Raw genomic sequence first — 12,294 nt, forward strand, 5'->3', positions numbered from 1 at the left:
GGCGTTCACTTACCCGAATCACTTACTCATGTTTGCCTCAGAAGCTGCCGGTGCACGATGCTGCACTGGCCTGCCTTTCAGTAATTTTCGAACCCAGAAACGGTTAGGGTTGAGGGCGGCGAGTGTCGTGGCATCTAACGGCAGCGGCTCACCAAACATTTGTGCTGCCAAAATTTCAGCGACCAATGGGGCGCTGCATAACCCGCGTGATCCCAAGGCCCCGGCCATAAACAGATCTGGATAAACGGGGGCAACATCCACCGGTTCTCCCTGCTTTATTTGCTGTTGTAAATCCTGATACTGCTCTAGTGTTGCAGCATAGTCTGGCACTGCTCCCACCATAGGCAAATGGTCACGGATAGCACACCGCACACCACAGCGAGCCTGATTATCACTAATATCAACCTGCAGCGGCCAGCTCACTTCTGGCAGGCAGCGTAACAGACGATCCCGATTTTCTTGCTGCTCAGTGGCGCGAAAATCGGTGGTGACATCGCCGCGTTGATAGCTGGCACCTATGCAGTGATGCTGGTTGGCCGGATTCACCGGCGTCAGGTAGCCGTCATAGCAAAGCACTTGCTGCAACTGACTCAGCACCGGGGTTGTGGGAATGTGTGAAACCTGCCCACGCACCGCAGACAGTGGCAGATGGCGTGTTTGTTCCCAATCGGCCAGGCGATGACCGGTCGCAAGCACAACCGTGGCGTGCTGTTTGGTTTCTCGTGGCGGCTGGAAGTGTAACTGCCATTGTCCATTAACACGTTCTAATTGAGATAATTCATGCTGATAATGGCAAGCCATGCCATTTTGTTGTGCTAGCACCATCAGCGCGAGGGTGAGGTCTGATGGGCAAAGCCAGCCCCCCGCCGGATAGTGAATGCCATCATGAGCGCAATCCAATCCAGCCAGAGCACTGAGTTGTTCCCGACTCATGGCTTGGGCTAGTGGCTTTGGCCAGTCTATCTGTAGCATTTTATCTATCTTGCCACGGCTTTTGTCGTCAAACGCCAATTGACTGACGCCGCACCATTGATGGTCAAAACTCACGCCTTGCTCAACGAACTGATCGTATTGGCGGCGAGCAAAGGTAAAGGCGCTGGTAAAAAAGGTTTCTAGCGCATCACTTTTACCGTTCAGTAGTGGGTAGAGCGCACCTTGGCGATTGCCTGACGCCCCTTGTGCAGGTTGTGCATCCGCGCAGTAAAGCGTTACTTTGGCGCCACGGCGCAGCAGTGCCAATGCCGTCAACGCACTGACAATCCCACCACCAATAATAGCGACATCATCACAATGGCTTGCCGCAGGGCGGTGATACCAAGGTAGTGATGGGGATGTGTGGTTCTGTAGCCGCGCGCCCGTCAGCATTTCACGTTTTTGCCCGAAGCCTTTGATTTTCGCCACCTCAAACCCGGCTTGTTGCAATCCACGGCGTACAAATCCGGCGGCAGTAAAGGTGGAAAATGTTCCTCCGGGTCTTGCCATTCGCGCCATTGAATTGAACAGCGTGTCATTCCACATATCTGGATTTTTCGAAGGGGCAAAACCATCAAGAAACCAGGCATCCACTTGATTGTTGAGACTGGCATCTAACTGTGGCAGCAGAGTATTGACATCACCAAACCACAAATCCAGCGTGATGGTACCCTCTGCCAATAATATACGGTGGCATCCAGCCAGTGGCAGTGGCCACTGTGCGCGGAGCTGTTCAGCAAACGTGGCTAATTCAGGCCAGCGGCTATGGGCCGCCAGTAAATCAGTGACCTGAAGCGGGTATTTTTCAAAGCTAATATAGTGCAATCGCTGGAGTTGGGCTGTTGGTTGTTGTTGTCTGAATTGAGCAAAATCGCGCCATAATGTTAGAAAATTCAACCCAGTACCGAAGCCTGTTTCGGCAAAAATGCAGTTTGGGCGTGGGTGCTGAATAAAGCGCTCAGGAAAGCCATTTCCCTTAAGAAAAACGTAGTGAGTTTCTTCCAACCCATCTTCATTAGAAAAATAGATGTCATCAAACTGTTCCGATACAGGTGTACCTTGTTCATTCCAGCTCAATGTTGCCGTTTGGATTGGGGAATTACTCACGTTTAAAGACTCGTATCTCAAGGGGTGGGGCGATTCTAACTATGTGACCCGCCTCGTGCAAATCGGAAAATTATCTGGGTATATTACGCTGATCGGACTTGTTCGGCGTACAACTGTACGCTAAAGTGCGTTGCAAAATCCCGAATGTAAAATAAGTGGAAGAGGTATTGAATGAAGCGTGCAGTAATTACTGGCTTGGGTATTGTCTCCAGCATTGGTAATAACCAGCAGGAAGTTCTGGCGTCTTTGCAAGAAGGCCGCTCTGGCATTACTTTCGCCCAGGAATTTAAAGACGCAGGTATGCGCAGTCATGTATGGGGCGATGTAAAACTCGCATCAGAGCCAAAAGACCTTATTGACCGCAAAGTGCTGCGTTTTATGAGCGATGCCTCCATTTATGCATATCTTGCGATGCAAGAAGCGATTGCAGATTCTGGTTTGGCTGATGAGCAGGTATCTAATTTCCGCAGTGGGTTGGTTGTGGGTTCCGGTGGTGGTTCACCGCGCAATCAGGTTGCTGGTTCTGACGCAATGCGCACTCCGCGTGGCTTAAAAGGCGTCGGTCCTTATATGGTGACCAAAGCGATGGCATCCGGTGTCTCCGCATGTCTGGCGACGCCATTTAAAATCAAAGGTGTTAACTATTCCATTAGCTCCGCGTGCGCAACCTCAGCACATTGTATTGGCCATGCATTGGAATTGATCCAACTGGGCAAACAAGATGTTGTTTTCGCTGGCGGCGGTGAAGAACTGTGCTGGGAAATGGCCTGTGAGTTCGATGCAATGGGCGCTTTGTCTACTAAATACAATGAAACGCCAGCAAAAGCGTCTCGTACTTACGATAAAGACCGTGATGGTTTTGTTATCGCAGGTGGTGGCGGTATGGTGGTTGTTGAAGAACTTGAGCATGCGCTAGCGCGTGGTGCACATATCTATGCTGAGATTGTTGGCTACGGCGCAACGTCTGACGGTGCCGATATGGTGGCGCCATCAGGTGAAGGTGCAGTGCGTTGCATGAAGATGGCAATGGAAGGTGTCGACACCCCAATCGACTATATGAACGTACACGGCACATCTACACCGGTAGGTGATGTGAAAGAGCTGGGTGCCATTCGTGAAGTGTTTGGCAATAACACACCCGCTATCTCTTCAACGAAAGCCATGACCGGTCACTCTTTAGGGGCCGCAGGTGTTCACGAAGCTATCTTCAGCCTATTGATGGTTGAGCACGGCTTTATTGCACCAAGCATCAATATTGAAAATTTGGACGAGCAGGCTGAGGGGATGAATATCATCACCGAGACAACAAAACGTGAACTGACCACTGTGATGTCTAACAGCTTTGGTTTCGGCGGGACTAACGCCACATTGGTTATGCGTAAATATCAGAAATAAGGTCAGGAGCAGTTATATCTGCTGATTGATACTTAATAATAAGGCCCACGAGAGATCGTGGGCTTTTTTATTCGCTATAAAATAAACACTATTCCCAAAAAAGAGTGCAATAGTTAGGTAATTGACCCTTTTTTATCAATTTCGTCTTTTTCTATAAAAGAGTGCTGGTTGATCACTTGTTATTCATAAAAATATCTTATACTAAATAACCGAAATAGATAACAACACAGAAAATAGGTGATTGAATACTAACGTATTAGCGTAAATTAACGTTGTTTTGAATGAATTTATACTCTTTTAAAGTCAAATTTTAAGTTAAAAAATCCTTGCCTGCCCAAAAACGTTAATTCACAATATTAAAACAATAATTAAACAAATCTATTTTTTGCTTTTTAATATACTCACACAGCAGGGTAGTTCAATGAGCGATAATCAAAGTGATCAGAAGGTGAAGATTGCCGATTTAAATGAGCGCGTTGTTCATGAAATTCTTGAAGTGATAAGTGATGGTATCTGGGATTGGAATGCAAACAGTGGTTTTGTTTATCGTAATACGGGTTGGTATGAAATGCTGGGTTATCCTGCCCATGCCTTTGAAAATACAGTGCATACATGGGAGAAAATTATCCATCCAGAAGATTTCGAAAGGGTAATGTACCAGTTCGATGCCTATATTAATAATCAAGCCGAAAGATATCAGACAGAATATCGCTGTAGGACGCATGACGGCAGCTATATCTGGATTGAGGATCGTGGCAAAGTGGTTGAACGTAATCGCGATGGTTCAGTATCAAGAATGATCGGTGCTCATCGGAATATTCATGATAGAAAACATCTTCTTGAAAAATTGGAATTAAAAAATAAATCTCTGGAAGCATTAGTTGAAGAAAGAACCGCCGAATTACGCGAAATCAATTTCCAACTTAAGCAGCAGTTAGATATCAAAAAGATTCTCTCCGAAACGGATGTATTAACTTCCGCTGCAAATCGTTATTTGTTGGAAAAAGTACTCAAGCATGAATATCACCGAGCAAAGCGTTTTTGCCAACCGCTGTCATTACTCTCGTTAGATTTAGATAATTTTAAATCTATTAATGACAGATACGGCCATTCTACCGGGGATTTAGCCCTGACACATATTGTTGACATAATTAGGAATAATATTAGAGAGGTTGACATTTTAGGCCGCTGGGGAGGGGATGAATTTATGATTGTTTTACCCAACACACAATTAGCAGAGGCGAAAGGTATTGCAGAGAAAATCCGAAAATTAATTGAGATGATGCCGGTGGAAGGCAATATAAATGTGACAATGAGCCTGGGTGTGGTTGAATTGGAGCCAAATGAGGCGCAGGAGCAATTATTACTTCGTGTCGACAGAATGCTTTATAACTCAAAAGCCTCCGGCAAAAATATTATCAGTGGTTAATGCTGCTGATTTTTGCCGCCGTTTTACAGCGGCATAGTTTTAGATAATATTTATTCAAACTTCAGGGCATACTCTGCGGCAGCGTTGGCATGTATTGCCGTGGTATCAAATACCGGAACATGGGCATCTTGTGCATGCACCAGCAGGGTAATTTCGGTGCAACCAAAGATTATGCCTTGCGCACCTTGCTCCTCTAATTTCCCCATAATGCGGCGATATTCTTGGCGGGAAGTGTCATTGATGGTGCCCAGACATAGCTCTTCATAAATAATACGATTAACAATTTCTCGATCAGCGCTATCTGGTGTAATGACATCAATACTATGTTGTTGTGTTAAACGACCACGATAGAAATCTTGCTCCATGGTATAGCGGGTGCCCAGTAGACCAATTTTGCTTAACCCTTGTCGCTTAATTTGTGCCGCCGTGGCGTCAGCAATATGCAGTAACGGTAATCCGCAGGCAGCCTCAATATCATCTGCCACTTTGTGCATGGTATTGGTACACACCACAATAATGTCAGCTCCCGCACGTTTTAATGATACTGCAGCATTAGACAATACTTGCGCTGCGGTTTGCCAATCACCTTTAGCTTGAAGCTGTTCGATTTCATGAAAATCCACACTGTAGAGAATAATCTTGGCGCTATGCAATCCACCTAATTGTTCTTTAACGTGCTGGTTAATCATACGGTAATAGGGGATGGTTGATTCCCAGCTCATTCCGCCAATTAGGCCTAAAATTTTCATCATTATTATTCCTATCAAGTGATCCATGGCAAGCGAGGGCATTATTTCACGCGGATATCAAGATAACAGCCAGAGATACGCTAAGACAACCAGGTCTTATAATTGCTGGATAGGATTCTTTTGAGATGATATTGCCTCAGGATAACCGCCGAAGCGGCTACCCTGAGTGTGTATGGTTGGTTAGAACCAAGCCTCCCACATTGCCCCGATGTTGAAGGAATCCAGACGAGTATCTTCTGTGTCCGTGGTGGTCGCGGTATGTTTGTTATCGACTTCGCCGCCAGTGACATAGAAGCGCAACATTGGTCTGAAATCAGCCCCCATATCGATGGAGACGTTCTGAGACAGTGTCAGTTTCCAGCCTCTGTTATCGCCGCCAGTATCGTAATCTACCCGTTGATAGCCCGCTTCAAGCCAAGTGGAGTGAACATCATTCCAGAAATGCATCGGGCGGATAATGACACCATAGTTGCGGCGATTATCCTCGCTGTGGTTGCTTCTATCGTAATCATGGAATGCGGCGAGATAGGTGACAGAGGTTTGCGGCGTGAACTTATAAGTCCCCTCGACGCTGGTATAAACTGTGCGAAGATCGCTAGTTTTGTTGTAAACGCTGTTATCCGAGTTGTCTGAATAACGAGTCACCCATTTATTTTCAATGTTTTGGCCGGTATGGCTGAGTACTACCGCCGTTTGCCATGCTTTCAGTTTTTCTTCGCTTTCGATGGCTTTAGAATCAAAACCATAGTTGGTATACAGCTCAAAATTGACTGGCCCAAATTTCACACCATGGATTTTAGATGTCAGAGCATAGTGGCCATTATCACCGGTTCCTGAGCCACCGGTACAAGTAATACGCGATGGGTTGGACTGATCCGCGACGACTTGTGGGCTACAAGATTGTACTGAACCGACCGCTGCAGCATCGAGCTGAAGCACACCCAGATCCAGATTTTTAATCCCGGCACCTTGCCCATCATGGGTCATCCAAAAGTAGTCGTTGATGCCTTGTTGTGGACGCTGATGGAAATCACGACCAGCCCATAAATAGGCGTTAGGCTGAGATTCAAACAAGTTAGTGACGCCAGCGTAGGCTTTTTTCAGGTTAACTTCATCACCCCAGTGATCAAGCATGACCACCACATCCCATAGCGCGCCGTTATTACCTTTAAAGGCTTTAGAAAGTTGGAATTCCCCACCATTGCCTTCATTCCCCAAACGACCAATAGCTGAAGAACCATTATATGAGCCATCGACACCTATGTATTTCTGGTCACCGGCTTGGAAATGCGCGCCATAACGTGCATAAGCATTGAATTTTAGACCATAAGGAATTTCTGTCTCTGGTGAGGGTTTGATTGCTGACGTATCAACGACATCGACATTCTTTTTTTGTACCAGAGTGGTATCTATCTTTTCCTGACGTTCTGCCAGTGCTTTTTCTACAGCTTGAGCAACAATTTGATTTAATTGCTCAGGGGTAATTGTTTGTGCTGCTGTTTGTGTCGTTCCTTGTGCAAATACGGAAATAGGGCAAAGCGCGGCGATAACCGCCATTGTTAATGGAAGCTGTTTAAATATTTTCATCGCTATCTCAATTTAATAAGTTATTATTTAGATAATAATTATCCCGCTCGGATAGGACAGGATAATCATGCCATCACCAAAATAAGGTTTTTATAATGTAATTTTATTGAGCTTAATTTAAATTCTTCGCGTAATAATCTCTCCGTTCAAGATGGATAATATTTTTCTATTTGCGAATGTAATATTAACGCTGATAAAGATGGATAATTTCTTCCGATAATTCCCGTGCTAATAAAGATGTCATTAAATGGTCTTGAGCATGAACCATAATTAATGTCATCGGCTGCCGGGCTTCCCCCGCATCCTGCTCAATTAGCTTTGTCTGCATATGGTGTGCCTGACGAGCAAAGTCGTCAGCCTCTAGCAATAAGCTTTTGGCGCGGTCAATGTCACCTTTACGCGCAGCTTGCAGTGCTTCAAAACAAAGGCTGCGCGACTGCCCAGCATTAACAATAATTTCCATTACTGCTTCTTCTAATTCAATCATTATTCATTCCTGCATTAATCAAAGCCATTATTCTCAGCGGTAGCGGTAAACCATTCTCCGCTTTTTTTGACAGTACGCTTTTGGCTGGCTAAATCTAATTGAATAAAGCCATAACGATTTTTATAACCATTGCACCAAGACCAGTTATCAATAAAAGTCCACATATGGTAGCCAAGACAATTACAGCCTTCGCTAATTCCTTTGTGTAGCCATTTTAAATGGTCAGAAATAAAATCTATTCGGTACTGATCGTTAATTTTACCATCCTGTAAAAAACGCTCTTCGTTCTCAACACCCATGCCATTCTCAGAAATAAAGCAGCGTGGGTTGCCATAATTAAGACGTAAATTAGTCAGAATGTCATAAATACCCGCTTCATAAATCTCCCAACCACGGTAAGGATTCATTTTGCGTCCGGGCATTTCGTAAGCATCAAATAACCATTCGGGCATAAAAGGAGCTTGCGGATTGACTGCACTGTCGCGGCATTTTACTCGCCGTGGCTGATAGTAATTGATACCCAGTAAGTCAATTCTCCCTTCAGCAATTAGCGCCTTATCTCCTTGCTGACGTATTGGCATCTGATCGTAATCGCACAGTAAATCGATCAATTCCTGTGGATATTCACCGCGTAATGCGGGATCAAGAAAACTACGGTTAAACAATAAGTCTGCATATTCCGCTGCTTTTAAATCAGCTGGGTTCTGCGAACGTGGGTATGAGGGCGTCAGATTCAGCACAATGCCAATCTCACCTTCATAATGGCCTGCACGATAAGCCTTGACGGCTGTCGCATGAGCCAACACGGTGTGGTACGCCACGGTTGCTGCGCGTCTGAAATCCACCACGTTAGGGTAATGGAAGTCATACAAATAGCCGCCTTCCACAGGAACGATTGGCTCATTGAACGTGAACCAATATTTAACCCGGTCGCCAAAGAGTTCAAAGCAGACTTGGGCGTAACGCTTCCAGGCATCGATTACTTCACGATTTTCCCAGCCACCGATCTCCTGCATTGCCATTGGCATATCGAAATGGAACAAGGTAATAAATGGCGTAATACCTTGGGCCAATAGTTCATCGATCACCTGATTATAAAAGGTCACAGCCTCTGGATTAATCTCTCCGACCCCATTGGGGATCAGCCGTGACCAACTTATCGATGTACGAAAACTGTTGTGATTGAGTTGCTTGAGCAACGCGATATCCTGTCGCCAGTTGCGATAGAATGTCGATGTGTCATTTGGGCCAATCTGCTGGTGAAAGCGTGTGGGTTGGCTGGCAAACCAGGCATCCCAAGTCGTGGGGCTTTTACCCCCCTGTAGACTTTCACCTTCTGTTTGCAGCGCTGAACTGGCACTGCCCCACCAGAAGTTATCTGGAAATTGGTATTTCATGGTCTTGTCTCTTGTTGTTATCAGTTGCTACGGGCAGTTTCAGAAAGTGACGGGGCAGTATTCAGATTTTTTTCCCCTTCAGTTTTTACCAGTGAACGCTCATAAGCACGCAGGAATGGCAGATAGATAAGTGCCGAAACCATCATACAGACCAGACACATCACCACAGGGCTAAAGGCCCAGTTCGCTGCCCAAGATGCGCCGATAGGTGCTGGTGTCGTCCAGGGTGTCAGGGAAACGACTTGTGCAAGCCAGCCAAATTTGGTGGCGGTATAGGCCAGAACAGCATTGATCATCGGTACGGCAATAAATGGGATGAACATTATTGGGTTCATAATGATTGGCGCACCAAACAAAATGGGTTCATTAATGTTGAAGAAGCTGGGTACAACACCTAATTTGCCAATCGTGCGTAAGTGAGTAACCTTGCTACGCAGCAACAGGAAAGCCAGTGGTAATGTAGAACCCACGCCACCGATGAGCAGATAGTGATCCCAGAAACCTTGTAAGTAGATATGCGGTAAGGTTGCCCCAACGGCAAGTGCTGCTTGGTTTGCTGCCAGATTGGTCATCCAGAACGGACTCATAATACCGGTGACAATCAGCGAGCCGTGAATACCTGAAAACCAGAAAATCTGGCACAGCAATACTGAAAGCAACATCGCTGGCAAGGAGTCTGATGCAGACACCAATGGCGCCAGTAAATGCATAATAGCTTCTGGAATAATCATGCCGGTTTGCGATTCAATGAATAAATTCAGTGGATGCAATGTGGCAATAATGACCAATACAGGGATCAGAATTTCAAAAGAACGTGCTACACCGGTAGGCACCTCTTTTGGCAGACGAATCGTAATATTGTGTTGTTTCAGTGCGGCATAAACACGCGTGGAATAAATTGCTGTAATTAACGCAGTAAAGATCCCCTGACCAGAAAGATACTGGGTAGAGATTTTGCCATCAGCATAAGGGGCGGCAACCAGCAGGAATGCCATAAATGCCAGTAGCCCTGTCATGACCGGATCAAGATTAAATTGCCTCCCTAAGCTTGCGCCAATCCCTACCGAAATGAAGAATGTCATCACCCCCATGCTCAGATTAAATGGCAACATTAATTGTTCGCGATATGTCTGAGAGAAGTCCAGCCATGCCCGAGCGAATCCCATTGTGGTATCGGCAGAAAATGGTGGGAAAATAAACACCAGCATAAATGAACCGATGATCATAAAAGGCAGTGCAGCGGTAAAGCCATCGCGGATAGCAATAACATATTTTTGCTGTCCCAGACGTCCTGCAAACGGCGTAATAGTTTGCTCAATAGCAGCAACCATTGATTGATATAAAGAACTCATGTGAATACCTTCTTAGTGAGTCGCTTCAATGAGCGACAGAGCATAGTCCAGGACTTTATCGGCACGCTGCATTCCGTAGTCCATCATATCGATGGGTTGAACGGGAATACCGTGAACAGCCGCCTTTTCTGACAGCATTCCTAACATGTATTTCACTTGCGGCCCAAGCAGAACTACCTGATAGCGTGGGAACTGAATATCAAATTCAGAGACACCAAACGCATCAATTTCTACCGGGATACCTTTTTCTTCAGCCACGATCCGCATTTTTCTCACCAGCATGCTGGTGGACATTCCAGCGGAGCAACACAACATGATCTTGAACATCTACAACCATCCTCAAAAGATAAAAAAGCATTGCGAAAAACGTGGTAACACTCTTTTTATGACATTTTGACATCTTACGGAAACCGTTTTCCATTTCGAAAAAGCGGTTGTTTCGCGAATGATTGGACATCTTACGGAAACCGTTTTCCATTCGAAATGAGTGGAACTGTGATAGCCATCAAAGTCCAGTGTGTATAGGGATTATTTATTTGATGGACATCACAGCTTTGGAGGTTGGATAACTATTTTGGATCGTGATGGAAATTCGGTTTCCATGCTAAATGGAAACGATTATACTCAAGGCTGGTGTCATCGATAGGACAGAGCTGTATTTAGGAATGACAGGCAAGGACTTCAGCCTGCTAGGAGAGAATCATGTCTACAATCAACGATGTATCACGTTTAGCTGGGGTTTCTAAAGCCACAGTATCACGGGTGTTGAGTGGTTCGCGCGGCGTTAAGGAAGCTAGCCGCCTGGCCGTATTAAAAGCGGTAGAGGAGCTGAATTATCGGCCAAATGTTATCGCGCAATCATTATTAAGTCAGTCAACAGGCTGCATTGGCGTTATTTGCGCACAAGAAAATATTAACCAAACGACAGGTTATTTGTACGCACTTGAAAAACACCTCAGTCAGCATCAAAAGCATTTACTGTTGCGCTTTGCCAACAACAAAGCTGAAGTCATGCAGGCACTTGATGAGCTGACCTGTGGGCTGTGTGATGACGTACTCATTATTGGTGCACGTTTCCCTCTTAATCTCTCAGATGAGAGCATCATTCTCGTCGATTGCATGGATACCGACGCTGCGAACAGTATCCAATTTGACCACGCCTTTGCCGCAGAAACTGCCTGCAATTATTTGATAAAACAAGGCAGAAGAAAAATTGCTTTAATTAACCCTGACACTAGCGGTTATGTGGACGATGTGCTGTTAGGGTACAAGCGCGCGCTAGAAAATAACTTTTTGCCTTTTAATCGCGACCTGATTTTTATGGATTCATCCTCTTCATCGGTTGCGTTGCAAGTTTTGCTTAATAGCAGCGCGACGCTGAATTTTAATGCTTTGCTGGTGGCGGATGAACAGGAAGCTCAAAGTGTTATCCCACAACTTCAAGCGTTTAATAAATCGGTTCCCGATGACATCATGGTCTTTAGTCTGGCCGGTTCATTACATTATCCGGGAATCCCGACGATTCCGGCAATTGAATATTCGATGGACGCCATGGCCGCGAAAATAGTGACATGGCTTAATGAGAAAACCCAAGATGTACTGGGTTCTTATGCGTTACGCGGTGATTTGATTATTCCAGATATGCCCGGTAGAAAATAATGGCTGGCTTGTCGGGGTTTCATTCGTTTGATAAAAACCTACCCAGCAGAGAATAGCACTAGCACTGATTAACCATCAGTGCCGACTGGGGATAACCATCTAAATCTGTGGTAATACCAAGATTCATCGACAAAAAAATCAATTGGTCGACCTGACATAA

At 45.4% G+C, this 12,294-nt stretch carries 10 protein-coding genes; 3 read left to right on the forward strand and 7 right to left on the reverse strand.

Annotated features, from left to right (window positions below):
- Positions 1–18 precede the first annotated feature (18 nt).
- Positions 19–2,079 (reverse strand): bifunctional tRNA (5-methylaminomethyl-2-thiouridine)(34)-methyltransferase MnmD/FAD-dependent 5-carboxymethylaminomethyl-2-thiouridine(34) oxidoreductase MnmC, encoded by a 2,061-nt coding sequence (gene mnmC, locus ACIOG0_RS07230; RefSeq protein ID WP_128450920.1) that lies wholly within the window; start codon positions 2,077–2,079, stop codon positions 19–21.
- 171 nt (positions 2,080–2,250) lie between these two features.
- Between mnmC and fabB the strand changes: the two genes are divergently transcribed.
- Positions 2,251–3,474 carry a beta-ketoacyl-ACP synthase I gene (gene fabB, locus ACIOG0_RS07235; protein WP_128450919.1) on the forward strand — a complete coding sequence of 408 codons (1,224 nt, stop codon included), beginning with the start codon at positions 2,251–2,253 and terminating at the stop codon, positions 3,472–3,474.
- Positions 3,475–3,895: 421 nt separating this feature from the next.
- Positions 3,896–4,903 carry a sensor domain-containing diguanylate cyclase gene (locus ACIOG0_RS07240; RefSeq protein WP_050096853.1) on the forward strand — a complete coding sequence of 336 codons (1,008 nt, stop codon included), beginning with the start codon at positions 3,896–3,898 and terminating at the stop codon, positions 4,901–4,903.
- 50 nt (positions 4,904–4,953) lie between these two features.
- Here ACIOG0_RS07240 and ACIOG0_RS07245 read toward each other — a convergent pair whose 3' ends face one another.
- From ACIOG0_RS07245 to ACIOG0_RS07270, 6 genes are all read right to left on the reverse strand, one after another.
- Positions 4,954–5,652, reverse strand: coding sequence for an aspartate/glutamate racemase family protein (locus ACIOG0_RS07245; protein ID WP_164908314.1), 699 nt, complete (start codon positions 5,650–5,652; stop codon positions 4,954–4,956).
- 180 nt (positions 5,653–5,832) lie between these two features.
- On the reverse strand, positions 5,833–7,239 hold the full coding sequence (locus tag ACIOG0_RS07250) for a carbohydrate porin (RefSeq protein ID WP_128450917.1): 1,407 nt from the start codon (positions 7,237–7,239) through the stop codon (positions 5,833–5,835).
- Positions 7,240–7,423: 184 nt separating this feature from the next.
- A complete protein-coding gene (locus ACIOG0_RS07255; RefSeq protein ID WP_050096856.1) occupies positions 7,424–7,726 on the reverse strand; it encodes a PTS lactose/cellobiose transporter subunit IIA in 303 nt (100 codons plus the stop codon).
- A 14-nt stretch (positions 7,727–7,740) separates the two neighbouring features.
- On the reverse strand, positions 7,741–9,123 hold the full coding sequence (locus ACIOG0_RS07260; RefSeq protein WP_050096857.1) for a glycoside hydrolase family 1 protein: 1,383 nt from the start codon (positions 9,121–9,123) through the stop codon (positions 7,741–7,743).
- A gap of 20 nt (positions 9,124–9,143) precedes the next feature.
- Positions 9,144–10,475 (reverse strand): PTS sugar transporter subunit IIC, encoded by a 1,332-nt coding sequence (locus ACIOG0_RS07265; protein ID WP_050096858.1) that lies wholly within the window; start codon positions 10,473–10,475, stop codon positions 9,144–9,146.
- A 12-nt stretch (positions 10,476–10,487) separates the two neighbouring features.
- Positions 10,488–10,802 carry a PTS sugar transporter subunit IIB gene (locus ACIOG0_RS07270; protein ID WP_050096859.1) on the reverse strand — a complete coding sequence of 105 codons (315 nt, stop codon included), beginning with the start codon at positions 10,800–10,802 and terminating at the stop codon, positions 10,488–10,490.
- 375 nt (positions 10,803–11,177) lie between these two features.
- Between ACIOG0_RS07270 and ACIOG0_RS07275 the strand changes: the two genes are divergently transcribed.
- Positions 11,178–12,134, forward strand: a complete 957-nt coding sequence (locus tag ACIOG0_RS07275; protein ID WP_050096860.1) for a LacI family DNA-binding transcriptional regulator — start codon at positions 11,178–11,180, stop codon at positions 12,132–12,134.
- Positions 12,135–12,294 lie beyond the last annotated feature (160 nt).

The organism is Yersinia vastinensis (assembly GCF_044905075.1).
GTDB lineage: Bacteria > Pseudomonadota > Gammaproteobacteria > Enterobacterales > Enterobacteriaceae > Yersinia > Yersinia vastinensis.

Excerpts from the sequence above, each read along its gene's own strand:
- ACIOG0_RS07275 (WP_050096860.1), top strand. The coding sequence starts at position 11,178 with ATGTCTACAATCAACGATGTATCACGTTTAGCTGGGGTTTCTAAAGCC.
- ACIOG0_RS07250 (WP_128450917.1), bottom strand. The coding sequence starts at position 7,239 with ATGAAAATATTTAAACAGCTTCCATTAACAATGGCGGTTATCGCCGCG.
- ACIOG0_RS07265 (WP_050096858.1), bottom strand. The coding sequence starts at position 10,475 with ATGAGTTCTTTATATCAATCAATGGTTGCTGCTATTGAGCAAACTATT.
- ACIOG0_RS07260 (WP_050096857.1), bottom strand. The coding sequence starts at position 9,123 with ATGAAATACCAATTTCCAGATAACTTCTGGTGGGGCAGTGCCAGTTCA.
- ACIOG0_RS07245 (WP_164908314.1), bottom strand. The coding sequence starts at position 5,652 with ATGAAAATTTTAGGCCTAATTGGCGGAATGAGCTGGGAATCAACCATC.
- ACIOG0_RS07270 (WP_050096859.1), bottom strand. The coding sequence starts at position 10,802 with ATGTTCAAGATCATGTTGTGTTGCTCCGCTGGAATGTCCACCAGCATG.
- fabB (WP_128450919.1), top strand. The coding sequence starts at position 2,251 with ATGAAGCGTGCAGTAATTACTGGCTTGGGTATTGTCTCCAGCATTGGT.
- ACIOG0_RS07240 (WP_050096853.1), top strand. The coding sequence starts at position 3,896 with ATGAGCGATAATCAAAGTGATCAGAAGGTGAAGATTGCCGATTTAAAT.
- ACIOG0_RS07255 (WP_050096856.1), bottom strand. The coding sequence starts at position 7,726 with ATGATTGAATTAGAAGAAGCAGTAATGGAAATTATTGTTAATGCTGGG.